This window comes from Pseudazoarcus sp. NS20, from assembly GCF_059703745.1.
Map to the genome: position 1 here is coordinate 300522 of NZ_BAAKIY010000002.1, position 23524 is coordinate 324045.

The 23524-nt window shown below is 62.8% G+C and carries 19 protein-coding genes and 2 tRNA genes; 14 read left to right on the forward strand and 7 right to left on the reverse strand.

Translation table 11 applies throughout. From position 1 onward, the window contains the following. Positions 1-33 precede the first annotated feature (33 nt). Entirely contained in the window at positions 34-1722 is a 1689-nt protein-coding gene (gene leuA, locus AC6H0W_RS07145; RefSeq protein ID WP_497576471.1) for a 2-isopropylmalate synthase, read from the reverse strand. A gap of 300 nt (positions 1723-2022) precedes the next feature. Between leuA and AC6H0W_RS07150 the strand changes: the two genes are divergently transcribed. Continuing rightward, on the forward strand, positions 2023-2487 hold the full coding sequence (locus tag AC6H0W_RS07150; RefSeq protein WP_497576472.1) for an Lrp/AsnC family transcriptional regulator: 465 nt from the start codon (positions 2023-2025) through the stop codon (positions 2485-2487). 74 nt (positions 2488-2561) lie between these two features. Then, on the forward strand, positions 2562-3782 hold the full coding sequence (locus tag AC6H0W_RS07155) for a bifunctional alpha/beta hydrolase/OsmC family protein (RefSeq protein ID WP_497576473.1): 1221 nt from the start codon (positions 2562-2564) through the stop codon (positions 3780-3782). A 6-nt stretch (positions 3783-3788) separates the two neighbouring features. Here the strand turns inward: AC6H0W_RS07155 and AC6H0W_RS07160 are convergent, their stop codons facing one another. Next, on the reverse strand, positions 3789-5096 hold the full coding sequence (locus AC6H0W_RS07160) for a methyl-accepting chemotaxis protein (protein WP_497576474.1): 1308 nt from the start codon (positions 5094-5096) through the stop codon (positions 3789-3791). Between the two features lie 450 nt (positions 5097-5546). Here AC6H0W_RS07160 and aceA point away from each other — a divergent pair, with 450 nt between their 5' ends. Continuing rightward, positions 5547-6848, forward strand: coding sequence for an isocitrate lyase (gene aceA / locus AC6H0W_RS07165; protein WP_497576476.1), 1302 nt, complete (start codon positions 5547-5549; stop codon positions 6846-6848). A 70-nt stretch (positions 6849-6918) separates the two neighbouring features. Here aceA and AC6H0W_RS07170 read toward each other — a convergent pair. The 3 genes from AC6H0W_RS07170 to AC6H0W_RS07180 all read right to left on the reverse strand — a co-directional run bounded on the left by AC6H0W_RS07170 (position 6919) and on the right by AC6H0W_RS07180 (position 8388). Then, a tRNA-Asn gene (locus AC6H0W_RS07170) sits at positions 6919-6994 on the reverse strand. A gap of 58 nt (positions 6995-7052) precedes the next feature. Next, positions 7053-7128, reverse strand: a tRNA-Asn gene (locus AC6H0W_RS07175). A 54-nt stretch (positions 7129-7182) separates the two neighbouring features. Continuing rightward, positions 7183-8388, reverse strand: a complete 1206-nt coding sequence (locus AC6H0W_RS07180) for an amino acid aminotransferase (protein WP_497576477.1) — start codon at positions 8386-8388, stop codon at positions 7183-7185. A 171-nt stretch (positions 8389-8559) separates the two neighbouring features. On the opposite strand from AC6H0W_RS07180, the gene uvrB reads away from it, so the two are divergent. From uvrB to AC6H0W_RS07200, 4 genes are all read left to right on the forward strand, one after another. Continuing rightward, a complete protein-coding gene (gene uvrB, locus AC6H0W_RS07185) occupies positions 8560-10623 on the forward strand; it encodes an excinuclease ABC subunit UvrB (RefSeq protein WP_497576478.1) in 2064 nt (687 codons plus the stop codon). After that, the gene (locus AC6H0W_RS07190) at positions 10610-11140 is read left to right on the forward strand and encodes a low molecular weight protein-tyrosine-phosphatase (RefSeq protein WP_497576479.1); all 531 of its coding nucleotides are present in this window, start codon (positions 10610-10612) and stop codon (positions 11138-11140) included. The genes uvrB and AC6H0W_RS07190 overlap by 14 nt, the downstream gene beginning before the upstream one ends. A gap of 63 nt (positions 11141-11203) precedes the next feature. After that, entirely contained in the window at positions 11204-11896 is a 693-nt protein-coding gene (locus AC6H0W_RS07195) for a GntR family transcriptional regulator (RefSeq protein ID WP_497576480.1), read from the forward strand. Between the two features lie 687 nt (positions 11897-12583). Beyond that, positions 12584-14179 (forward strand): gamma-glutamyltransferase family protein, encoded by a 1596-nt coding sequence (locus tag AC6H0W_RS07200; RefSeq protein ID WP_497576481.1) that lies wholly within the window; start codon positions 12584-12586, stop codon positions 14177-14179. A gap of 72 nt (positions 14180-14251) precedes the next feature. Here the strand turns inward: AC6H0W_RS07200 and AC6H0W_RS07205 are convergent, their stop codons facing one another. Beyond that, the gene (locus AC6H0W_RS07205) at positions 14252-17101 is read right to left on the reverse strand and encodes an Rne/Rng family ribonuclease (RefSeq protein WP_497576482.1); all 2850 of its coding nucleotides are present in this window, start codon (positions 17099-17101) and stop codon (positions 14252-14254) included. A 460-nt stretch (positions 17102-17561) separates the two neighbouring features. On the opposite strand from AC6H0W_RS07205, the gene rluC reads away from it, so the two are divergent. Continuing rightward, positions 17562-18524: a 23S rRNA pseudouridine(955/2504/2580) synthase RluC gene (gene rluC, locus AC6H0W_RS07210; protein ID WP_497576483.1), complete on the forward strand. Its 963-nt coding sequence runs from the start codon at positions 17562-17564 to the stop codon at positions 18522-18524. Next, on the forward strand, positions 18521-19174 hold the full coding sequence (locus tag AC6H0W_RS07215; protein ID WP_497576484.1) for an HAD-IA family hydrolase: 654 nt from the start codon (positions 18521-18523) through the stop codon (positions 19172-19174). Before rluC ends, AC6H0W_RS07215 begins: the two co-directional genes overlap by 4 nt. Here the strand turns inward: AC6H0W_RS07215 and AC6H0W_RS07220 are convergent. Continuing rightward, positions 19171-19746: a Maf family protein gene (locus tag AC6H0W_RS07220; RefSeq protein WP_497576485.1), complete on the reverse strand. Its 576-nt coding sequence runs from the start codon at positions 19744-19746 to the stop codon at positions 19171-19173. The two genes, AC6H0W_RS07215 and AC6H0W_RS07220, sit on opposite strands and share 4 nt — an antisense overlap. A 70-nt stretch (positions 19747-19816) precedes the next feature. Between AC6H0W_RS07220 and AC6H0W_RS07225 the strand changes: the two genes are divergently transcribed. From AC6H0W_RS07225 to fabD, 5 genes are all read left to right on the forward strand, one after another. Further along, positions 19817-20305, forward strand: a complete 489-nt coding sequence (locus tag AC6H0W_RS07225) for a YceD family protein (protein WP_497576486.1) — start codon at positions 19817-19819, stop codon at positions 20303-20305. A gap of 30 nt (positions 20306-20335) precedes the next feature. Then, entirely contained in the window at positions 20336-20515 is a 180-nt protein-coding gene (gene rpmF / locus AC6H0W_RS07230) for a 50S ribosomal protein L32 (protein WP_497576487.1), read from the forward strand. An 81-nt stretch (positions 20516-20596) separates the two neighbouring features. Next, entirely contained in the window at positions 20597-21616 is a 1020-nt protein-coding gene (gene plsX / locus AC6H0W_RS07235; RefSeq protein ID WP_497576488.1) for a phosphate acyltransferase PlsX, read from the forward strand. Then, entirely contained in the window at positions 21613-22578 is a 966-nt protein-coding gene (locus tag AC6H0W_RS07240; protein ID WP_497576489.1) for a beta-ketoacyl-ACP synthase III, read from the forward strand. The genes plsX and AC6H0W_RS07240 overlap by 4 nt, the downstream gene beginning before the upstream one ends. A 13-nt stretch (positions 22579-22591) precedes the next feature. Beyond that, positions 22592-23521: an ACP S-malonyltransferase gene (gene fabD, locus AC6H0W_RS07245; protein WP_497576490.1), complete on the forward strand. Its 930-nt coding sequence runs from the start codon at positions 22592-22594 to the stop codon at positions 23519-23521. Positions 23522-23524 lie beyond the last annotated feature (3 nt).

Genomic DNA, 23524 nt, shown 5'->3' on the forward strand with positions numbered 1-23524 from the left:
ACCGTCGCCCTTTTGCTTTTTCGCCGAGATCGGTCAGGCGGCCTTGGCCTGCACGGCGTGCCCGCTGACGCGATTGACGCCGCTGATCAGCGCCTTGATCGAGGCCGTGACGATGTTGGGGTCGATGCCTACACCGTAGCGGTCGCCGGCAACGCCGGCTGCGGTCACCTCAATGAAGGCGCAGGCCTGGGCGTGGCTGCCGTCACCCACCGACGGCATCGAGCGCTCTTCGAAGCTGCGCACATCCACGCTGATGCCGTGGGCGTGCAGCGCATGCACGGCGGCATCGATGGGGCCGTTGCCTTCGCCGGTGAGGATGTGGGTGACTCCGTCCTTCTCCACCGTGACGCGGATGCCCTGTGCCTTGCCCTGTTCGAACAGGTGGTGCTCGACGTAACGCAGCGGGCTCGCGCTGTCGAGGTAGGTCTGCTGGAACAGCTTCCAGATCGAACCTGCCGTCATCTCACCGCCCTCGGAGTCGGTCACGCGCTGCACTTCGGCAGAGAACTCCACCTGCAAGCGACGCGGCATGACCATGCCGTACTCGGCTTCCAGCAGGAAGGCGATGCCGCCCTTGCCGGACTGGCTGTTCACGCGGATTACCGAGTCATAGCTGCGGCCGACATCCGCCGGGTCCATCGGCATGTAGGGCACGTTCCACTTGGCGTCGGGCTTCTGCTTGGCGAAGCCTTTCTTGATGGCGTCCTGGTGCGAGCCGGAAAACGCGGTGTAGACCAGATCACCGACCCACGGGTGGCGCGGGTGCACCGGCAACTGCGTGCAGTGCTCGGCGGTGCGGGCGATGGTGTTGATGTCGGAGAAGTCGAGTTCCGGCCAGATGCCCTGGGTGTAGAGGTTCATCGCCAACGTGACGAGGTCGACGTTGCCGGTGCGCTCGCCATTGCCGAAGAGGCAGCCTTCCACGCGGTCGGCGCCGGCCATGATGCCCAACTCGGCCGCGGCCACGGCGGTGCCGCGGTCGTTGTGCGGGTGCAGGCTGAGGATCACGCTGTCGCGGCGGGCGAGGTTGCGGTGCATCCACTCGACCTTGTCGGCGTAGATGTTGGGCGTGGCCACTTCCACCGAGGCGGGCAGGTTGATGATGACCTTGTTGTCCGGCGTGGCACCCCAGGCCGCCGTCACCGCATCGACCACTTCCTTGGCGAACTCGAGCTCGGTGTCGCTGAAGGTTTCGGGGCTGTACTGCAACACCCACTCGGTTTCCGGGTGCTGCGCGGTGAGCTCCTTGATGAGGTTCACCGCGCTCACGGCCATGCCCTTCACCTCTTCGCGGGTGAAGCCGAAGACCACCTCGCGGAATTGATCCGACGTGGCGTTGTACACATGCACGATGGCGCGGCGTGCGCCGGCAAGCGATTCGATGGTGCGACGGATCAACGGCTCGCGTGCCTGCGTGAGACCCTCGATGGTCACGTCTTCGGGAATGTGGCCTTCTTCGATGAGCTTGCGCACGAAATCGAATTCGGTCTGCGAGGCGGAGGGGAAAGCCACTTCGATCTCCTTCAGGCCGATCTCGCACAGCATCTTGAACATGCGCAGCTTCTTCTCGCCATTCATCGGCTCGAAGAGGGCTTGGTTACCATCGCGCAGATCGGTGCTCATCCAGATCGGCGGTTTGGTGATCGTCTTGTTGGGCCACGTGCGGTCGGGGAGGTTGACCGGCGGGTAGGCGTGGTACTTGGTGGACGGATCTCTCAACATGTGTGCGCTCGCTTGTGCTGTTCAAGGACAGTGCCGGTCAGCCGGGCAGGGGGCAAAAGCGCGGGTGGCGCTTCGCTCTGCCTGTCGCCTCCGGCTTGTGGCCGGGTGGCGGTGCGCGGTGTGTCGGGTCTCGATCTGCCGCGGGCATGGCCGTCACTTCGATGGAAGAAGTCTACGCTTGTGGGCCAGGCATTAGCTTGCTAATTCCGTCGCATGAAGTTTGTGTGTTGGCAGATTGTTGCGTAATTAACGGATTTTGGCGTATAAATTGCCTATTGGACGTTTTCAGACCGCATAAGCATGAATCTTGACCGTTACGACCGCGCCATTCTCGAAGTACTGCAGAGCGATGGCCGCATCAGCAACCAGGACCTCGCCGACCGCATTGGCCTGTCGCCTTCGCCGTGCCTGCGCCGCGTGCGTGCGCTGGAGGAATCCGGCTTGATCACCGGCTACCGTGCCGTGCTCGACCCCAAGGCTCTGGGCTTGTCGCTCATGGCGCTGATCCACATCAGCATGGACAAGCACACGCCCGAGCGCTTCGCCAACTTCGAGGCGCGCATTGCAGAGATTCCCAACATCGTTGAGTGCCTGCTGATCACCGGCCAACAGGCCGACTATCAGTTGAAGGCGGTGGTCACCGACATGGACGACTATCAGAACTTGCTGCTCAACCGCGTCACCCGCATCGAGGGTGTCACCGGAGTGCACTCGAGCTTCGTCATGCGCAGGGTGGTGGATCGCGGGGCGTTGCCAGTGGGGTGACGGGCCACACATGATGCGGGGGCAGGTCGTTGGCGACTATGCTTCCCCAAGGGGCGATTTCCGAAGGAGCAGACATGAACTCACTGAAACTCGACTTTCCCGGCCACGATGGCAGCCAGCTGGCGGCACGGCTTGATCTGCCTGCCGGTGAGCCGCGCGCGTGGGTGCTGTTTGCGCACTGCTTCACCTGCGGCAAGGACATCTTCGCGGCGTCGCGCATCAGCGCCGGTCTGGTTGAGAGCGGGCTGGCAGTGCTGCGCTTCGACTTCACCGGCCTGGGCATGAGCGAAGGCGAGTTCGCCAACACCAGTTTCAGCTCCAATGTGGCGGACTTGATATGCGCAGCCGATCATTTGCGTGAGCACTATGCGGCGCCCACCGTGCTCGTGGGTCACAGCCTGGGCGGAGCAGCCGTGCTTGCCGCGGCGGCACACATTGCCGAGGTGAAAGCGGTGGTGACCATCGGTGCGCCGGCTGAGCCGGTGCATGTGAAGCACTTGTTCAAGGACCACGAGACGGCCATTCGCGAGCAGGGCGCGTTGGAAGTGGACCTGGGCGGTCGCCCCTTCACCATCACGAGCGAGTTCCTCGATGACCTCGAATCCACCCGCATTCGTGACCGGGTTTCGCACTTGGGCAGAGCCTTGCTGGTGATGCACGCGCCGCGCGACGAAGTGGTGGATGTGGATCAGGCGCGGCGCATTTACGAGGCGGCGCGGCACCCCAAGAGTTTCGTTTCGCTGGATTCGGCCGACCATCTGCTGCGCAAGCGTGAAGACGCGGCGTACGCGGCGCGCGTGATTGCCGTGTGGGCCGAGCGCTATCTGCCTGCGCGTGACGAAGCCGAAAAGCCCGAAGCGCTTGAAGCAGGTGAGGTGCTCGTGTCGCAATCGGACGCGGCAGGCTTTCTCAGCACCGTGCGCGCGGGGCGTCACACGCAGGTCGCCGATGAGCCCGAATCCATGGGCGGAGCCGATCAAGGGCCGTCGCCCTATGACTATCTGTTGGCCGGGCTGGGCGCCTGCACGGCCATGACCGTGCGCATGTACGCACGCCGCAAGAAGCTTGCGCTGGAAGAGGTGACGGTGCTCGTACGCCAACGGCGCGTGCATGCGCAAGACTGCGAGGAGTGTGAAGACAAGAGCGGGCAGATCACCGAGATCACCCGCGAGGTGCGTCTCGTGGGGGGGCTCAGCGCGGACGAGCGTCAGCGCTTGCTGGAGATCGCCGACAAGTGCCCGGTGCACCGCACGCTGACCGAGCCGATACGCATCGTCACGACCGCGGTGGAGTAAGCCCGCTTACTCTTCGAGGCGGGCGACCACGCCCAGCAGGTGGGCCACGCTGTCATCGACCCCGGCAATGTCGCGCTGCACGGTCTGCACCTTGTGCTGACTGCTTGATGAAATTTCGGCAATGCTGTGAATCTGCTGCGTGATCTGGCGTGTCAGTTCGGTGTTCTCGCGTGCCACCGTGCTGATTTCGGCGGTGGCCTCGGTGGTTTTCGAGGCAAGCTTGCGCACTTCGTCGGCCACCACGGCAAAGCCGCGACCGCTTTCGCCTGCACGTGCAGCCTCGATGGCGGCATTGAGCGACAACAGGTTGGTTTGATCGGCGATGGTCTTGATGGTGGTGACGATTTCGTTGATGCCTGCAATCTGTTCGTTGAGGCGCGCACTGACGGTGGTGGCTTCGCCAACGCGGCGGGTGATTTCATCCGAGATGGAAACCACTTCGCTGAGTTCTTCCTTGGCATCGTGCGCAATCTGCGAGCTGCGGCGTGAGGTTTCAGTGGCTGCCGCAGCGGCCTCAAATTTGGCATTCACGCGGTCGGTGATGTTCGAGGCGAACTTGATCACCTTGTAGACCTCGCCATCTTCATCGACGATGGGGTTGTACGTGGCCTCCAGCCACACGCGCTTGCCCGCCGAATCGCGCCGCTCGAAGCGGCCGGACATGAACTGACCCTTGGCCAGATGACTCCAGAAGTCCGGGTTTTCGCGATAGAAGGCCTCGGTGCAGAACATGGCGTGGTGTTTGCCCTGAATCTGTTCCAGTTGATAGCCGACCGCCTGCAGGAAGTTGTCGTTGGCAGTGATGATGGTGCCGTCGGGTTTGAATTCAATCACCGCCAGAGAGTTGTTCAGCGCAGTGAACATGGCTGTCTTGTCGAGCAGCTCGAAGTGGTTGCGGGTGACGTCGGAGGCGATCTTGATTACCTTGGTGATGGAGCCATCGCCATCCTTCACCGGAAAGTACGAGGCTTCCAGCCAGATGGTTGCACCGCCTTTGGTGAGGCGCTTGAAGGTGCTTTGCTTGGGCTGGCCGTGCGCAAGGTCGTGCCAGAAAGCTGCGTATTCGGGGCTCGCGGCGTATTCCGGTTCGCAGAACATGCGGTGATGGCGGCCGCGGATATCGTCGAGTGAATAGCCCACGGTGGCGAGCAGCAGACTGTTGGCATCGAGTATGTGGCCGTCCGGCGTGAACTCGATGTAGGCCAGATTCTGCCGGATGGCGTCGAGATCATTGCAGTGCTGTGCGACCTGTCGTTCCAGCGCTTCGCGCTGTGAGGCGAGGGCTTGCTGGTGACGGCGCGAGGTGATGAACATTGTCTGCTCCCGACGGCGAGGTGGTTGAGGGCGTTACCCTGAATAGCGGATGCCACTGCGCTTACTTTAGCTCTTTTGCATGGGATTTTAGGCCGTTCGACTGAATGCCAGAGGGGCGGGTGACGGCAGGGATGGCAATCGCCGCGAGCGAGAGGCGGCGCGACTGGCGTTGAAAGGGGGTGTACATCGGCGAAAGTGCGGCGCTGCGGGATAAAACTATTTCGTCCGCTCGAATTGCGTTTCACGATAAAAAATTAAGTCAATAATTAATTGAAATTAAACGACAATAAAAATCTTATGTCTTATATAAGAGTTGTTGTTGCGTTGCGGTGTGAAACCTATACTTCCTCTCACACGCCGCTCGGTTCGGCGGTGGGGCAGGGCCGTTACGCATGATGTTCGTGGCGCGACAGCCTGCCGGATCGATTCACGACCCCGAAGGAGAGCGCCATGACACCTCATCGACAGCAGCAAATCGCAGCCCTGGAGCACGACTGGGCAACCAACCCGCGCTGGCAAGGCATTCGGCGGCCGTATTCGGCCGAGGACGTGGTGCGCCTGCGCGGATCGATCCAGCCCGAGAGCACGCTGGCGCGGGTGGGGGCCGAAAAGCTCTGGAAACTCGTCACCGAAACCCCTTATGTAAATTGCCTGGGCTCTCTCACGGGCGGTCAGGCCATGCAGCAGGTGAAGGCCGGCGTCAAAGCCATCTACCTGTCGGGTTGGCAGGTGGCTGCCGATAACAACACCTACGGCGCGATGTACCCGGACCAGTCGCTGTATCCAGTGAATTCCGTGCCGCAGGTGGTGCAGGCCATCAACAACACCTTCCAGCGCGCCGACCAGATTCAGTGGAGCAAAGGGGTGGGGCCAGGTGATGACGGCTACATCGACTACTTTGCACCCATCGTCGCCGATGCCGAAGCGGGCTTCGGTGGCGTGCTCAATGCCTTCGAGTTGATGAAGGCCATGATTCGCGCCGGTGCGGCCGGTGTGCACTGGGAGGATCAACTCTCGTCGGTCAAGAAGTGCGGGCATCTTGGGGGCAAGGTGCTGCTGCCGACCAACGAGGCCAACCAGAAGCTCATTGCCGCGCGACTGGCGGCCGACGTGATGGGCGTGCCGACGCTGGTGATTGCCCGCACCGACGCCGAAGCGGCCGACCTGCTGACCAGCGACCACGACGAGAACGACAAGCCCTTTGTTACCGGCGAACGCACGCCGGAAGGCTTCTATCGCAGCTACAAAGGCTTTGATCAGGCGGTGTCGCGCGCCGTGGCGTATGCCGAGTACGCCGACATGGTGTGGTGCGAGACCGGCACGCCGGATCTCGACTTTGCCCGGCGTTTCGCCGAGGCTGTGCATCGCGTGCATCCGGGCAAGATGCTGGCCTACAACTGCTCGCCGTCGTTCAACTGGAAGAAGAATCTCGACGACGCCACCATCGCCAGATTCCAGCGCGAACTGGGTGCGATGGGCTACAAGTACCAGTTCATCACGTTGGCCGGCATCCACTCAATGTGGTTCAACGCCTTCGATCTTGCGCACGACTACGCGCAGCGCGGCATGACGGCCTACGTCGAGAAAGTGCAGGAGCCCGAGTTTGCCGCGCGTGATCGCGGCTACAGCTTCGTGTCGCACCAGCAGGAGGTCGGCACCGGCTACTTCGACGACGTGACCACGGTGATCCAGGGAGGCAAGTCCAGCGTGACGGCGCTGACCGGTTCCACGGAGGAGGAGCAGTTTCACTGAGGGCGCAACCGGGCGGTTGCCCGCTGAAAAGCAAAAGGCCGATCCTTGTGGATCGGCCTTTTGCTTGATCTGGCTCCCCGACCTGGACTCGAACCAGGGACCTGCGGATTAACAGTCCGTCGCTCTACCAACTGAGCTATCAGGGAATTGTGCTGCTTCAACTTTTACTGCGGCTTCCGGCGTGTGCCCGAAGCAGGTGTTCTGTGGCTCCCCGACCTGGACTCGAACCAGGGACCTGCGGATTAACAGTCCGTCGCTCTACCAACTGAGCTATCAGGGAACAGAGCCGCGCATTGTAGGGAACGCGCGGCGCATCGTCAAGACGATGTCAGGCTTACTTCACCACGGCGGCGATGGCTTTGGCGACGTAGTCGATGTTGCGCGAGTTCAGCGCGGCCAGGCAGATGCGGCCCGACTTGACGGCGTAGATGCCGAACTCTTCACGCAGGCGATCCACCTGGTCGGCGGTCAGGCCGGTGTAGGAGAACATGCCGCGCTGGGCGATCACGAAGGAGAAATCCTGCTGCACGCCGGCCGCCTTGAGCTTCTCGACCAAGGCACTGCGCATGTCGCGGATGCGGTCGCGCATGCCGGCCAGCTCTTCTTCCCACTGCTTGCGCAATTCCGGCGAGTTGAGCACGGCTGCAGCGACGATGCCGCCGTGAGTCGGGGGGTTGGAGTAGTTGGTGCGGATCACGCGCTTGACCTGCGAGACGACGCGGGCGGCCTCTTCCTTGCTCTCGGTGACGATGGACAGCGCGCCAACGCGCTCGCCGTACAGCGAGAAGTTCTTCGAGAACGAGCTGGCCACGACGAACTGCATGCCGCTGTCGGCGAACATGCGCACGGCGGCGGTGTCGGCTTCCGGGCCGTCGCCGAAGCCCTGATAGGCGATGTCGAGGAACGGCACGAGCTTCTGCGCGCGGCAGGCTTCGACCACTTCACCCCATTGGGCTTCGGTGATGTCGGCGCCGGTCGGGTTGTGGCAGCAGGCGTGCAGCAGCACGATGGAGCCGGCCGGCAGGCTGGCGAGCTTCTCTTTCATGGCGGGGAAGTTCACGCCACGGGTGCTCGGCTCGTAATACGGATAGGTTTCGACCTTGAAGCCGATGGATTCGAACACCTGACGGTGGTTCTCCCAGCTCGGGTCGGAGATGTACATGGTGGCGCCGGGCAGCAGTTGCTTGAGGTAGTCGCCGCCGACCTTGAGCGCACCGGTGCCGCCCAGGGTTTCGAAGGTGGCCACGCGGCCGGAGGTGACGGCCTCGGCCTTGTCACCGAACAGCAGGTTCTGGACGGCGCCGTTGTAGGCTGCAGCGCCTTCGATGGGCTGGTAGCCGCGCGGCAGACCGGCTTCGACGCGGGCTTTCTCGGCCGCTTTGACGCAGGCCAGCAGCGGAATCTTGCCGTTGTCGTCCTGATACACGCCGACGCCCAGGTTTACTTTTTCGCTGCGCTGATCGGCGTTGAAGGCCTCGGTGAGCCCCAGGATGGGGTCGCGCGGAGCCATTTCGACGTTGGCGAAGATCGATGCTGACATGTCCATTCCCTTCGAGTGTTGTGCCGCAAGACGGAAGCCCGTGACGCATGTCCGGGAAGATCAGGCCGTGCTTTGAGCGGCGATTTGCGAAATAATTGGCGGTCGGGGCCGGCCGGCAATGCCGTGTTGAATTGCCGGTTTTCGGTCCACGCACAGGAGCGAGAGTCTACCATGACAAGTCCGGCGGGCACCGCAAGCGTCGTCACCTTCGAAGGCAGCCCTTTCCGGCTGCATCAGCCGTTTCCCCCGGCAGGCGATCAGCCTGCGGCCATCGAAAAGCTCGTCGAGGGCATTGGCGACGGGCTGATGTATCAGACCCTTCTGGGGGTCACCGGCTCGGGCAAGACCTACACCATGGCCAACGTCATCGCGCGCTGTGGTCGGCCTGCGCTGGTGCTGGCGCCGAACAAGACTCTGGCGGCCCAGTTGTACGCGGAATTCCGCGAATTCCTGCCGGAGAACGCCGTCGAATATTTCGTCAGCTACTACGACTATTACCAGCCCGAAGCCTACGTGCCTTCGCGCGACTTGTTCATCGAGAAGGATTCGTCGATCAACGAGCACATCGAGCAGATGCGCCTGTCGGCGACCAAGAGCCTGCTCGAGCGACGCGACGTGGTGATCGTGGCAACGGTGTCGTGCATTTACGGTATCGGTGATCCGTCGGATTACCACGCCATGGTGTTGCACTTGCGCGAAGGTGAACGCATGGCCCATCGCGACCTCATCGAGCGTCTGGTGGCCATGCAGTACACGCGCAACGATGTGGATTTTCAGCGTGGCTGCTTCCGCGTGCGTGGTGACGTGATCGATGTCTTCCCCGCGGAGAACGCCGAACTGGCGGTGCGTGTCGAGATGTTCGACGACGAAGTCGAGCACCTCACGCTATTTGACCCGCTCACGGGCCACCTCAAGCACAAGCTGGCGCGCTTCACGGTGTACCCGTCGAGCCATTACGTGACGCCGCGCACCACCGTGCTCAAGGCCATCGAGAGCATCAAGGAAGAGCTCAAGGAGCGGCGTGAGCAGTTTTACCGTTCGGGCAAGCTGGTGGAGGCGCAGCGTATCGAGCAGCGCACCCAGTTCGACCTCGAAATGCTCGGCGAGATGGGCTTCTGCAAGGGCATCGAAAACTACTCGCGCCACCTTTCCGGCCGGGGGGCGGGTGCGGCACCGCCGACACTGATCGACTACCTGCCAGCCGACGCCTTGCTGTTCGCCGATGAATCGCACGTGGCAATCCCGCAGATCGGCGCCATGTACAAGGGTGACCGCTCGCGCAAGGAAAACCTCGTCGAATACGGCTTCCGCCTGCCGTCGGCGCTAGACAACCGGCCGCTCAAATTCGAAGAGTTCGAGGGGCTGATGCCCCAAACCGTCTTCGTTTCGGCCACGCCCGCACAGTACGAGGCCGAGCATCAGGGCCAGGTGGTGGAGCAGGTAGTGCGGCCAACCGGGCTGGTGGACCCGATCATTGAAGTGCGCCCGGCCATCACGCAGGTGGATGATCTGTTGTCCGAGATCAAACGCCGCGTGGCGGTGCAGGAACGCGTACTGGTCACGGTGCTGACCAAGCGCATTGCCGAGGATCTGACCGAGTATCTGGCCGAGAACGGCATTCGCGTGCGCTACCTGCACTCGGACATCGACACCGTCGAGCGCGTGGAGATCATCCGTGACCTCCGGCTCGGCGAGTTCGACGTGCTGGTCGGCATCAACCTGCTGCGCGAGGGCCTGGATATCCCTGAAGTGTCGCTGGTGGCGATTCTGGATGCCGACAAGGAGGGCTTTCTGCGCTCCGAGCGTTCGCTCATCCAGACCATCGGCCGCGCCGCGCGCCACCTGCATGGCACGGCCATTCTGTACGCCGACCGCATCACGCGCTCGATGAAGGCGGCCATGGATGAAACCGAGCGCCGCCGCAACAAGCAGATCGCCTTCAACGAGGCGAACGGCATCGTGCCGCGCACCGTGTCCAAGCGCATCAAGGACATCATCGATGGCGTGTATTCGAGTGAAGACGACGACGTGAAAGCCTCGCGCGTGGCCGACAGTGCGCGCATCGACTACGCCTTGCTCGACGAGAAAGCGCTGGCGAAGGAAATCAAGAAGCTCGAGAAAGCCATGCAGGAGCACGCGCGCAATCTGGAGTTCGAGCAAGCGGCGGCAATGCGCGATGAGTTGTTCAAGCTGCGCCAGCGTGCCTTTGGTGCAGACGGTCATGACGGAGCTTGAGACCATGGAATTGCCGATGGATCGCCCGCTGCGCGTGCTGTTCGTATGCACGGGCAACATCTGCCGTTCGCCTACGGCCGAAGGTGTGGCGCGGCGGATGTTCGCAGAAGCGGGCCTGGGCGAGCGGGTGGAATTCGAGTCGGCCGGCACCCACGGTTACCACGTTGGCGAGGCGCCCGATCCGCGCACCTGCAAGGTGGCGGCACGGCGTGGCTACGATCTGAGCAGTCAGCGCGCACGCAAGCTCGACGATGCCGATTTTTCGCGCTTCGACCTGTTGCTGGCGATGGATCAGAGTCACTTCGAGCAAATGCAGCGGCGCTGTCCGCCGTCGCTGCGTCAGCGCATTGCGTTGTTTACGTCGCATGCCGCGGGCGGTGCGCCGCGCGACGTGCCCGATCCGTACTACGGTGGGCCGGACGGCTTCGACGAGGTCATCGATCTGTGCGAAGCGGGCGTTCGTGGCTTGCTCGAATACCTTGAGACGCAGTCTCAGGGCGGCGCTCCGCTGCGTTGACCGGCATGCTGGCGCAGCGTATTTTCACCAGATTATTTACTCGTCTTGTCAGCGCCCACGTCCATGGCTCGATCCTCCCGTAACGACTCGGGCCTGCAGCAGGCCCCGCGCGACTCCGAAACCCAGGCGCAATACGCGTACCGGCAGATCGAAGAGATGATCGTCACGCTGACGCTGCCGCCGGGCAGCCGCATCTCGGAAAAGTCGATCAGCGCCCAACTGGGAATCGGCCGCACACCGGTGCGTGAGGCGCTCCAACGTCTGGCTTATGAACGCACCATCAAGGTCTTGCCGCGCTCGGGCGCCGTGGTGTCGGAGATCGACATTGCCGAGCATTTCAAGTTGATTGAGGTTCGCCGGGAGCTCGAGCGCATTCTCGTTGCGCGCTCTGCGCGCCTGGCCGAGCCTGCGGTGTGCCGCAGATTCGGGGAGCTTGCCGTGCGCTTCGGCGAGGCCGCCTCCACGGAAGATGAATCCATCTTTTTGCCGACAGACGCCGAGTTCAACGCGTTGGTGTCAGAAACCGCACGCAACGATTACGCGGCGGCTGCCATGCGGCCGCTGCAAGCGCAGACGCGCCGCTTCTGGTATCTGTACTTCCGGCAGGTGGGCGACCTCACCATGGTCGCCAGTTTGCATGCTGAAATCGCAGCCTCCATCAGCCGCAAAGATGAGGCGGGTGGGCGTGAAGCCTCTGATCGACTCGTGGATTACGTCGAGCAATACACTTACCGCACAATGCGTGCCTTGCTCTGACTCCATTTCTGATATGTCAGTTTCGACCCATCTCAGGCGATGGCTCGTCGCGAAGACCAAGCGCGTGGCGAGTCCGAAGCTCAAGCCATTCTTTCCCTGTTGCGCATGATTGTTGTGCGTTTCCCCGGTTGATGCACGATTAAAGTGCATTGATTCTGAACATAAAAATCGATTTGCAGGCGTTTTGAAGAGTTGGATGCTGTATGGCGCTCGAGTATTCCAACGACTCTTCACACCATTCAGGTTGCGAATCGTGATGCCCGCTCATCTTCTGGGCGGGCGTCGATTTGCTTGACTGATCCCTGTTTGATCATAAACTTGCATGGCAATTTGCAAGCTGACATGTCAATTTTTGCTCCCGTGCAGCATGCTTCGGAAAAGACCGGGCGTTTGGATTTACGCGCCATGGTCGGCCGGCGCTACTTATGTGCCAGGGGTGGCGGTTCGTGCATTCGCCAGTCCGTGATTCTCGGAGCCTAACGCTGGTATGGAGCTTGCAATGGCCGAGAACAATCGAGGCTGAGCGGGGATACGTAGCCCGCAGGTGAGAAGCGCCATGTACCCGACGTCACCGGCTTGGCTCGTTGCCGAGGCCGGCGCGAGCGGCGCGGTTTTCCGGTATCGTGCGGCCGCGTTTTGGCTTCGGCTTGGTCGTGACAACAACAGCAGCAATGAGGAGACATTGAGATGATCAATCCGGTCCGCGCCACGCGCGGCATCGCGGTTGCTTCGCATGCCCTGGCCGCGCAGTCCGCTTCGGCGGTGATGCGCGAGGGCGGCAATGCATTGGAGGCGATGATCGCCGCCGCCGCCACCATCGCGGTGGTGTATCCGCACATGAACGGCATCGGTGGCGACAGCTTCTGGGTGTTTTCCGAGCCTGGCAAGGCTCCCCGCGCCATTGATTCCTGCGGCGCGGCTGCGCAAAAGGCGGATCGTGCTTTTTACGCCAGCAAAGGTATGTCGGCGATTCCGATGCGCGGCCCGCTGGCCGCCAACACCGTTGCCGGCACCATCTCCGGCTGGGATCTGGCCTTTCAGGTCAGCCGCGAGTGGGGCGGCAAGCTGAGCCTGCCGAGACTGCTCGAAGACGCCATCCGCTATGCGCGAGAGGGTATTCCGGTCACCCACAGTCAGGCCGCCTGCACCACAGCCAAGTTTTCGGAGTTGCATGTACAGCCCGGCTTCGCTGAGACGTATTTGATTGAGGGCAGCGCGCCGGCGGTCGGGGCCGTGTTCAAGCAGCCGCGTCTTGCTGCCACGCTGGAGCGACTGGCCAATGCCGGCCTGCGTGATTTCTACGAAGGCGAGTTGGCGCAAAGCATCGCCGCTGACCTGCAGAAGCTCGGCAGCCCGGTGAGCGCCGGGGACCTCGTGCGCCATCGTGCCGAACTGCGAACGCCCGTCGAGCTCAAGCACTCCAAAGGGCGCATCTACAACATGACGCCGCCCACACAGGGGGTGATCTCGCTGGCCATTCTGGGTGTGCTCGACCGTCTCGGGGTCGACGCAGTCGACTCGATGTCGGCCGACTACATTCACCTCTCGGTGGAAGCCACCAAACAGGCGTTCACCGTGCGTGACCGTTACGTGACCGACCCCGCCTACATGAAGATCGAGGCGCAGTCGCTGCTGGAGGCGGACCGACTGGATGAGTTGGCCGGCAAGGTTGATCGCAACCGCGCGCTGGCGTGGGGCGGCGCAACCGAACCGGGTGACACCATCTGGATGGGGGTGATTGATGGCGAAGGGCGTGCCGTATCGTTCATCCAGAGTATCTACCACGAGTTCGGCAGCGGCGTGGTGCTGCCCGAAAGCGGCATTACCTGGCAGAACCGTGGCTGCAGCTTCTCGCTTGATCCTTCTTCGCTCAACGCTCTGGAGCCGGGCCGCAAACCTTTCCATACGCTGAACCCGGCGCTGGCCTTGCTCGATGACGGGCGCACCATGGTCTACGGCACGATGGGCGGTGATGGCCAGCCGCAGACGCAGGCCACGGTATTCAGCCGCTACGTGCAAATGGGCATGGGGCTTCAACAGGCCGTCAGCGCCCCGCGTTGGTTGCTCGGGCGCACCTGGGGCAGCATGTCCGAGTCGCTCAAGGTGGAATCCCGCTTCCCTGCGCGCGTGGTGGACGACTTGCGCTCACGCCGCCATGTGGTCGAGGTGATCGGTGACTTCGACGAGACAGTTGGGCATGCCGGTGCGCTCGTGCGCCACTCCAACGGCATGATGGAAGGCGCTTTTGACCCGCGCAGCGATGGCGCGGTGGCGGGGTTCTGACGAGCGCACGCCCCTGTGAATAAAAAAAGGCCGCCCGGAAGGGCGGCCTTTTTACTTGCTGCTGCGGCTTGCTTACTTGTCGCCCGTTTCGACTTGCTGCAAGGGCTCTTCCACAACCGGCTTGGGACGGCGCGGCGTGCGGCCCAGGCGGACCTCGGCTTGTGGTTGCGGGGCCGGCTGGCTGCCTGCCTTGGTTTCTACCAGCTGCAGTCCGACCTGCTCAAGCGGCGCGACCAGTGAAATCGGAGCGCGCGCGCGCGCAGCTCTTGCCGGCGTTTCGGGGGCCGGCTCTGTAGCGGGAGCCTCTTCCACTACGGCTTCTGCAACTACGACTTCGGCCGGTGTGATCTCGACTGCGACCGGCTCGGCAGCTTTGACTTCTTCGGTGGGCGCGGCAGCCTGCTTTTCGACAGCCGGAGTTTCCTCTGCCGGCATTGCTTCGGCAGTCGTCTCCGTGCTAACCGGAGCGGCGGCCTCGGCCTTGATGTCTGCCACCAGCGGAGCGGCTTCAACCACTTCCGGTTCGGAGCTTGCGGCCGGTGCAGCTTGAACGGGAGCGTTCGGAGCGGCTTCTTCGGTGATATCGGCCGCCACCGGGACGACTTCAACGGGCTTGATCGAGGCATCCTGAGCGGGCGTGGCTTCGCTCGACGCGGCGTCGATCAGCGCTTCACTTTCGCCTTCGGACTCGAAACCGTCGTTCTCGGCGCCGTTGAGGGCAGCGTCCTGACGGTCTGCACCGCCACGGCCGCGACGGCCGCGACGACGGCGGCGGCGCGTGGTGCCGCCTTCGCCGTTCTCGCCGTTTTCGGTGGCGGGGGCTTCAGCAAGCGTAGTGGCTTCGACCGCGGTCTCGGCCACAGCGGCGGCTACGGCTGCCTCGACAATGGCTTCTTCCTTGCGCGGTTCGTTGCGCTGGCCGCGACCGCGGCGACTGCGACCGGCGCTCTGACCTTCCGTGCTCTCGCGCTCGGCCGGGGCGTCGCGTTCGGCGCTGTCCTGCTTGCGACTCTGGCGACCGCGGGTGTTCTGAGCCTCTTCGGGGCGCTCAGCACGCTCCTCGCGCGGGCCGTCACGACGGCTGTTGCGGCCGTTGCGGCGACCTTCGCCTCGTCCTTCGCCGTTACGCTCGTTGCGTGCGGACTTCTCCTGACTGCGGCGCGGCTTGTCGGCTGCCGGCTTGGCGGCCGGTGCAGCTGCGGCAGGTTCGGGCGCATCGCTGCGGCGCAGCCAGCCAAAGAAGCGCGAGATCAGGCCTTTGCCGTCATCGACAGCAGCCGGGGCCGGCGCAGGCGCGGCCGCCGACGGAGCGGGCTGGCCGGGGGCAATGCCTTTGACCGCAGCTTCCGGGCGAGCCGGCTTGCTGGCATCGGCGCCCGCTGCGCGCTGATCCTCTTCGACCGGCTTGTTGACCATTTGGTAGCTGGCCAGCGCGATGTCCTCGGCGTTCAGCTGATCATGGCGCAGGCGGATGATCTCGTGATGCGGGGTCTCAAGGTGCCGGTTCGGCACGATGATGATCTGGATACGGTGACGCAGCTCGACGCGCGCGATGTCCGAGCGCTTCTCGTTGAGCAGGAAGGTGGCCACGTCGACCGGCACCTGGATGTGCACGGCGCCAGTGTTCTCCTTCATGGCCTCTTCTTCGAGGATGCGCAGGATGTGCAGCGCGGACGACTCGGTGCCGCGGATGTGGCCGGTGCCGTTGCAGCGCGGGCAAGGCACGTAGCTGGTCTCGGACAGGGCCGGGCGCAGACGCTGGCGCGACAGCTCGAGCAGGCCGAAGCGGCTGATCTTGCCGGTCTGGACACGGGCACGGTCGTGATGCAGTGCGTCACGCAGGCGGTTTTCCACCTCGCGCTGGTTCTTCTGCGACTCCATGTCGATGAAGTCGATCACCACCAGACCGCCGAGGTCACGCAGGCGCAGCTGACGGGCGATTTCGTCGGAGGCTTCGAGGTTGGTGCGCAGCGCGGTTTCCTCGATGTCCGAGCCCTTGGTGGCACGGCCCGAGTTCACGTCGATGGACACCAGCGCTTCGGTGTGGTCGATGACCACCGCGCCACCGCTCGGCAGATTGACCTGACGGGCGTAGGCCGATTCGATCTGGTGCTCGATCTGGAATCGTGAGAACAGCGGCACGTCGTCGCTGTAGCGCTTCACCTTGCCGACGTTGTCGGGCATGACGTGGGCCATGAACTGGCGCGCCTGCTCATAGACTTCGTCGGTGTCGATCAGCAGTTCGCCGATGTCGGGCTGGAAGTAGTCACGGATGGCGCGAATCACCAGGCTGCCTTCCTGATAGATCAGGAAAGCGCCGTTCTGCGAGGTCGCAGCACCATCGATGGCCTGCCACAGTTGCAGCAGGTAGTTCAGATCCCACTGCAGTTCTTCGGCGGAGCGGCCGATGGCGGCGGTGCGCGCGATCAGGCTCATGCCGGCAGGGGCTTCGAGCTGGTCCATGACTTCACGCAGTTCAGCGCGCTCGTCACCCTCGACGCGGCGCGAAACACCGCCGCCGCGCGGGTTGTTCGGCATCAGGACAAGATAACGGCCAGCCAGCGAGATGTAGGTGGTGAGGGCCGCGCCCTTGTTGCCGCGCTCGTCTTTCTCGACCTGAACGATGAGTTCCTGGCCAACCGAAAGCACGTCCTGGATGCGGGCTTTGCCTGCATCGCCATTGCTGGAGAAGTAGCTGCGGGAGATTTCCTTGAACGGCAGAAAGCCGTGACGATCGGAACCGTAGTCAACGAAAGCAGCTTCGAGACTCGGTTCGATGCGGGTGATGACCGCCTTGTAGATGTTGCTCTTACGTTCTTCTTTGGCGGCTGATTCGATGTCGAGGTCGATCAGTTTCTGACCATCGACAATCGCGACGCGGAGTTCCTCAGCCTGCGTCGCATTGAAAAGCATGCGCTTCATGTGTTTCGTACTCCCGCGTTGTCACACGGGCAGGACGAACGGCGCGCACCATCGCGCTTACGGGTTCAGGAGCAGATTGTAGAGACTGCTTTCATCCGGGATTCTGTGGCGTTGATGGGTCGGGCTGGTCGTTTTCCGGAGTTCCCGCACGTTGGCCGGAACTCTTGATCCTGCATGTGCTTAACGCAACTGGGTCCAAGGTCTCGATCCTGTGGATCGAGGTTCATCGTCTGGGTTACCATCGCCGCTTTTGTTGCGCGCGAGGCAAGCCTTGCGTGGGTTTGTCGGGAGCTCGCTCGTGGGCTCATTTCCGGATCGGCTTCTGCACCTTCGGGTGCCGGAGAAATCCGGTCATTACCGGCAAAACCAGCACAGAGTATATTTCATGAGCAAGCCGCAACGCAAAAATCTTATGAAGGCTTGCGCGGCTGCGCACGAGCGTGCTGCAGCGCGGCACGAAATGACGGGAGAGAGAGTGGCTGAAGGCGCAGCACCTGCGGTGGCGCGGGTGCGCATTGATGACGGCGACGCCGGGCAGCGCATCGACAACTACCTGTTGCGGGTGTGCAAGGGTGTGCCGAAGAGCCACGTCTATCGCATTCTGCGCAGCGGCGAAGTGCGTGTGAACGGCGGCCGTATCGGCCCGACGTATCGGTTGGAGGAGGGCGACGAGGTGCGCATTCCGCCGATACGCATCGCCCAGCGCGAGAGCGCGGCACCGGTTCCGGCCGGGGCGGCTTTGCCGGTGGTGTACGAAGACGATGCGCTGGTGGTGGTCAACAAGCCTTCCGGCAAGGCAGTGCATGGCGGCAGCGGCATCAGCTACGGTGTGATCGAGCAACTGCGTGCGCAGCGTCCCGATGCGCGCATGTTGGAGTTGGCGCATCGCCTCGACCGTGAAACCTCCGGTTTGCTGATCATCGCCAAGAAGCGCTCCGCGCTCAAGGCGCTGCACGACATGCAGCGCAACGGCAGCATCCAGAAGCGCTATTTCACCTTGGTGGCCGGCGAGTGGATCAATCGCCTGCAGCACGTGAAGCTGCCGTTGTTCAAATATCTGCAGGCTGATGGCGAGCGGCGCGTGCGCGTTTCGGACGAGGGCAAGCCATCGCACTCCATCGTGCGGCTGGTGCGCGGCTATGGCCGTTTCAGCTTGCTGGAGGTGGAGCTCAAGACCGGGCGAACGCACCAGATTCGCGTCCATCTCACGCACTTGGGCTTTCCGCTGGCCGGTGACGACAAATACGGTGATTTCGCACTCAACAAATCGCTTGAGGGTGAGGGGTTGAAGCGCATGTTCCTGCATGCCGCCAAGCTCAGGTTCGCGCACCCGCTGACGGGTGAAGTGATGAATCTGGAGGCGCCGTTGCCGCCGGAGCTGCAGGATTATCTGGATCGTCTTGAAGGGGGTGCGCGTCGATGAGTCGATATGAGTTGATCGTCTTCGACTGGGACGGCACCTTGCTGGATTCGGCTGGCGCCATCGCTCGTGCCATTCAGGCTTCTGCGCGCGATCTTGGTTTGATGGAGCCGTCCGATCTGCGTGCGCGTCACGTGATCGGCCTGGGGCTGCAAGAGGCGCTGGCGTATGCGGTGCCCGATCTGACGCCCGAGGCCTATCCGGATATGGTCGAGCGTTACCGCCATCACTATCTTTCCACGGATCACGAATTGACGCTGTTTCCGGGGTCTTTCGAGTTGATCGAAGAATTGGCGGGTTCCGGACGCATGCTGGGGGTGGCCACCGGCAAGAGTCGCAAGGGGCTCGACCGCGCGTTGGTGAATAGCGGGCTCGGCCCCTTTTTTCAGGCGACGCGTTGCGCGGATGAGTGTTTTTCAAAGCCGCATCCGCAGATGCTGGAAGAGCTGATGGAGGAGCTTGGTGTGGCGCCGTCTTCCACGCTGATGATCGGCGACACCACGCACGATCTGCTGATGGCACGCAATGCCGGCGTAGATGCGGTGGCAGTGGAGTTCGGTGCCCATCCGCGTGAAGTGCTGCTCGGCGCAGCGCCGCTGGCGCTGATGGGCTCCACGGCGGCGCTGACTGCCTGGTTGCGAGAGAACGCTTAGGGGAGTTCGATGCCCTGGCTGCGCAGCATGCGCGACAGTGCGATCAGCGGCAGCCCGACCAATGCGGTCGGGTCGTCTCCCGAAAGGGCTTCCAGTAGCGTGATGCCGAGTCCTTCGGATTTGGCGCTGCCTGCGCAGTCGAGCGGCATCTCTTTTTCAACGTAGCGAACGATTTCACCCTCGCTGAGCGTGCGAAAGCGCACTTCAGTCGGTACGCTGTCGATGAGTTGCTCGCCGCTGCGCGTATTCACTACAGCAAGTGCGGTGTGAAAGATCACGGTGTTGCCGCTCATGCGGCGCAGTTGCGCGTGGGCGCGCTCGACGGTGCCCGGTTTGCCGAAGACCTCGTTGCCGATGTGCGCTACCTGGTCGCTGCCGATCACCAGTGCATCGCCCATGCGTTCGGCCACGGTCAATGCTTTTTCGAGCGCCAGGCGGTTTGCCGTAGCCGCCGGGGTTTCGTCGGGCAGGGGGGTTTCATCTACTTCGGGCTTGGCCGTTTCGAACGGAACGAGCAGGCGCTCGAGCAGCATGCGGCGGTAAGCGGAAGTCGAGGCAAGGACGAGTCTCATCGGCTGCAGAAATGCTCTTTGACAGTGAAGCCCGAAATGATATCATCGCGCTCTTATGTCGCGACGTTGTGTGCTCCCCGATCCGTTTCGCTTTGCACGTGATGTGCGGAGCCTTTCAGGCCGGGTTGCGCTAGCCGATCTTCAGCGCCTGTCCGATGCGCTTGCGGAAACCGCGGGCGAGTTGGAATGGTCGCTGACCGGAGTGTGTGGCGTGGACGGCAAGCCGTTTCTTCGTCTCGAAGTCCGGGGGCGTCCAGTCTTGCGCTGCCAGCGCTGTCTGACCGGGCTGGAGTTCGATTTCGATCATGTGTCGGTGCTGAGGCTCGTTCGCCCTGGCTCCCCGATCGGTGATGATGATCTCGAAAACGACGAATACGACACCATCGAAGCGCAGCCCGATCTGGATGTGATCGCGCTGATCGAGGAAGAAGTGCTGCTCGCGCTTCCGATTGCTCCGGTGCATGAAAGTTGCGAGCCGCCGCGCCCTCAGGGCGGGGATGGAAAAAAATCGCCGTTCGACGTTCTCGCATCCTTGCGCGGGTCGGGCAGGGTGCAGTAAACGCATAGAAAGTTATCAGGAGTATTTTTCATGGCCGTCCAACAGAACAAAAAGTCCCCGTCCAAGCGCGGCATGCATCGTGCTCACGACTCCCTGACGACCCCGCCGCTGGCGGTCGAGTCGACCACTGGTGAAGTGCACCTGCGTCACCACATCAGCCCGAACGGTTTTTACCGCGGTCGCAAGGTCGTCAAGACCAAGGGCGAGTAACAACGCCAGAATTGAACGGCGCAGCGCCTGGTGCGGCTGCGCCGTTTTCTTGTTCACCTTCGGGATGTCCGAGAGAAACGCATGGATGTTACCGTCGCAATAGATTGCATGGGTGGTGACCACGGACCGGTCGTAACGGTGCCGGCTACCCGCGCATTCCTTCGCAGCTATCCGCGAGCCAGAGCCATTCTGGTGGGGCGCCCCGAGGCGTTGGACGCGGCCGCGCTGGAGCTCGGTGCGGAATTCGCCGATCGTCTTTCCACGCAGATCGCGACCGAGGTCGTGGGCATGGATGAGTCGCCGGTCAGCGCCATGAAGAACAAGAAAGACTCGTCCATGCGTGTGGCGGTCGAGCTTGTGAAGGCGGGGCGTGCTGATGCTGCTGTCTCGGCCGGTAACACCGGTGCGCTGATGGCCATTTCGCGCTTCGTCCTGAAGACGCTTCCCGATATTGACCGTCCGGCCATCGCAACGGCCCTGCCGACGATGAAGGGCAAGTGCTACGTGCTCGATCTGGGCGCCAACGTGGATTGCTCGGCAGAGCATCTGCTGCAGTTCGGCGTGATGGGCGCTTCGCTGGTTGCGGCCATCGAGCACATCGAGCGCCCGCGCGTTGGTCTGCTCAACATCGGCGAAGAAGTCATCAAGGGTAACGAGATCGTCAAGCAGGCGGGCGAGTTGCTACGCAACAGCGGGCTCAATTTCGTCGGCAATGTCGAAGGCGATGATATCTACAAGGGCAAGAGCGACGTCGTGGTGTGCGACGGCTTTGTCGGCAATGTGGCATTGAAGACTTCCGAAGGGCTCGCGCAGATGCTGGCGAGTTTCCTGCGTGAAGAATTCAGCCGAAGCGTTTTTTCCAAGCTTGCTGCGCTGGTGGCTCTGCCGGTACTGAAGCGTTTCAAGCGACGTGTGGATCACCGTGTCTACAATGGTGCGGTTCTGCTCGGGCTGCGCGGCGTGGTGGTGAAGAGCCATGGCTCGGCCGACGCCTTTGCCTACGAGCAGGCGATTTACCGAGCAGCCGAGGCGGCCGCGAATCGCCTCATCGAGAGAATCGGCGACCGCATGGCCGCTGTGGACGGAGTTAACCAGGCATGACATTCGCGCGCATTGCGGGAACCGGCAGTTACGTACCGGGCGATCCGGTCACCAACCAAAATCTGGTCGAGCGCGGCATCGACACTTCCGACGAGTGGATCGTCGAGCGCACCGGTATCCGTGCGCGCCATCTGGCTGAAGAAGGGATGGTCACCAGCGATCTGGCCGCCGAGGCGTGCCGTCGTGCGATGGAGGCTGCCGGCGTCGAGCCCAATGACATCGATCTGGTGATCGTCGCTACTTCCACCCCCGACTGTATTTTTCCGAGTACTGCCGCGCTGCTGCAAGCCAAGCTGGGCATCACCAACGGCTGTGCGGTGTTCGATGTGCAGGCCGTGTGCAGCGGCTTCGTGTACGGCATGACGATTGCCGAGAAATTCATTCGCTCCGGTAGCAACCGGCGCGCGTTGGTGGTCGGTGCCGAGGTGTTCTCGCGCATCATCGACTGGAATGATCGCGGCACCTGCGTGCTGTTCGGTGACGGGGCTGGCGCGATCGTGCTCGAAGCCTCCGATGAGCCGGGTGTGCTGGCGACTGCGCTGCATGCCGACGGCAGTCATTCTCCCATTCTGTGTGCCCCGGGTACCGTGGCCGCCGGCGGTGTGATCGGCGACCCGTACCTGCGCATGGACGGCCAGGCTGTCTTCAAGCTTGCCGTTCGCGTGCTGGGTGATGTGGCTCAGGAAGTCATCGACGCGGCTGACCTGCAGCTCGAAGATATCGACTGGCTGATTCCGCATCAGGCCAACATCCGCATCATGCAGGCGACCGCCAAGCGACTGAAGCGCACCATGGACAACGTCGTGGTGACGGTGGATCGTCATGGCAACACCTCCGCTGCCTCCATTCCGCTTGCGCTGGATGTGGCTGTGCGCGACGGTCGCATTCGCCGTGGTCAGCGTGTGCTGCTCGAAGGCGTGGGTGGCGGCTTCACCTGGGGTGCGGTGCTGTTCCGCTTCTGAAGGAGTTTTCTGCATGTCCGTAGCACTTGTATTTCCGGGGCAGGGTTCGCAGTCGGTCGGCATGATGGCCGCCTACGGCGACGATGCCGTGATCCGCGAAACCTTTGCCGAAGCTTCCGAAGCGCTGGGTGAAGACCTGTGGTCCATGGTGGAAGAGGGGCCGGCCGAGCGCCTGGCGCTGACCGTGAATACCCAGCCTTTGATGTTGACGGCCGGTGTCGCGGTGTATCGCGCCTGGCTCGCAGCTGGTGGCCCGCAGCCGTCCATGGTGGCCGGCCATAGCCTGGGTGAATATTCGGCGCTGGTGGCAGCTGGTGCGTTGGCGTTTGCCGATGCGGTGCCGCTGGTCCGTTTCCGTGCCCAGGCCATGCAAGAGGCGGTGCCGGCCGGTGAAGGCGCCATGGCGGCGCTTCTGGGTCTGGACCCCGCCATCATCAACGAAGTGTGTGCCGAGGTCGCGCAGGGTGAAGTGGTGTCTGCCGCTAACCTCAACGCGCCGGGTCAGGTCGTGATCGCCGGTGCCACCGCAGCTGTCGAGCGTGCCATGGCTCTGGCCAAGGAGCGTGGCGCCAAACGTGCCGTGCCGTTGCCGGTGAGCGCGCCGTTCCACTGCGCGATGATGCGCCCGGCTGCCGAGCGCTTGGCCGAGCGCCTGCAGACGGTGAAAATTTCCGCTCCAACGATTGCCGTGGTGAACAACGTGGATGTGGCTGTCGAGGCTGATCCCGAGCGTATCCGCGACGCGCTGATTCGTCAGGCCTACTCGCCGGTGCGCTGGATCGAAACCATCGAGGCCATCGCCGCGCGCGGCGTCTCGCATATCTTCGAATCCGGGCCGGGCAAGGTTCTGGCCGGCATGAGCAAGCGCAGCGCCGGCGATGTGCCGTGTGCTTCCATTCACGATGCGGCCAGCCTCTCCGAGGCGGTCGCAGCGGCGAGGTAATTA

Excerpts from the sequence above, each read along its gene's own strand:
- leuA (WP_497576471.1), bottom strand. The coding sequence starts at position 1,722 with ATGTTGAGAGATCCGTCCACCAAGTACCACGCCTACCCGCCGGTCAAC.
- AC6H0W_RS07150 (WP_497576472.1), top strand. The coding sequence starts at position 2,023 with ATGAATCTTGACCGTTACGACCGCGCCATTCTCGAAGTACTGCAGAGC.
- AC6H0W_RS07155 (WP_497576473.1), top strand. The coding sequence starts at position 2,562 with ATGAACTCACTGAAACTCGACTTTCCCGGCCACGATGGCAGCCAGCTG.
- AC6H0W_RS07160 (WP_497576474.1), bottom strand. The coding sequence starts at position 5,096 with ATGTTCATCACCTCGCGCCGTCACCAGCAAGCCCTCGCCTCACAGCGC.
- aceA (WP_497576476.1), top strand. The coding sequence starts at position 5,547 with ATGACACCTCATCGACAGCAGCAAATCGCAGCCCTGGAGCACGACTGG.
- AC6H0W_RS07180 (WP_497576477.1), bottom strand. The coding sequence starts at position 8,388 with ATGTCAGCATCGATCTTCGCCAACGTCGAAATGGCTCCGCGCGACCCC.
- uvrB (WP_497576478.1), top strand. The coding sequence starts at position 8,560 with ATGACAAGTCCGGCGGGCACCGCAAGCGTCGTCACCTTCGAAGGCAGC.
- AC6H0W_RS07190 (WP_497576479.1), top strand. The coding sequence starts at position 10,610 with ATGACGGAGCTTGAGACCATGGAATTGCCGATGGATCGCCCGCTGCGC.
- AC6H0W_RS07195 (WP_497576480.1), top strand. The coding sequence starts at position 11,204 with ATGGCTCGATCCTCCCGTAACGACTCGGGCCTGCAGCAGGCCCCGCGC.
- AC6H0W_RS07200 (WP_497576481.1), top strand. The coding sequence starts at position 12,584 with ATGATCAATCCGGTCCGCGCCACGCGCGGCATCGCGGTTGCTTCGCAT.
- AC6H0W_RS07205 (WP_497576482.1), bottom strand. The coding sequence starts at position 17,101 with ATGAAGCGCATGCTTTTCAATGCGACGCAGGCTGAGGAACTCCGCGTC.
- rluC (WP_497576483.1), top strand. The coding sequence starts at position 17,562 with ATGACGGGAGAGAGAGTGGCTGAAGGCGCAGCACCTGCGGTGGCGCGG.
- AC6H0W_RS07215 (WP_497576484.1), top strand. The coding sequence starts at position 18,521 with ATGAGTCGATATGAGTTGATCGTCTTCGACTGGGACGGCACCTTGCTG.
- AC6H0W_RS07220 (WP_497576485.1), bottom strand. The coding sequence starts at position 19,746 with ATGAGACTCGTCCTTGCCTCGACTTCCGCTTACCGCCGCATGCTGCTC.
- rpmF (WP_497576487.1), top strand. The coding sequence starts at position 20,336 with ATGGCCGTCCAACAGAACAAAAAGTCCCCGTCCAAGCGCGGCATGCAT.
- plsX (WP_497576488.1), top strand. The coding sequence starts at position 20,597 with ATGGATGTTACCGTCGCAATAGATTGCATGGGTGGTGACCACGGACCG.
- AC6H0W_RS07240 (WP_497576489.1), top strand. The coding sequence starts at position 21,613 with ATGACATTCGCGCGCATTGCGGGAACCGGCAGTTACGTACCGGGCGAT.
- fabD (WP_497576490.1), top strand. The coding sequence starts at position 22,592 with ATGTCCGTAGCACTTGTATTTCCGGGGCAGGGTTCGCAGTCGGTCGGC.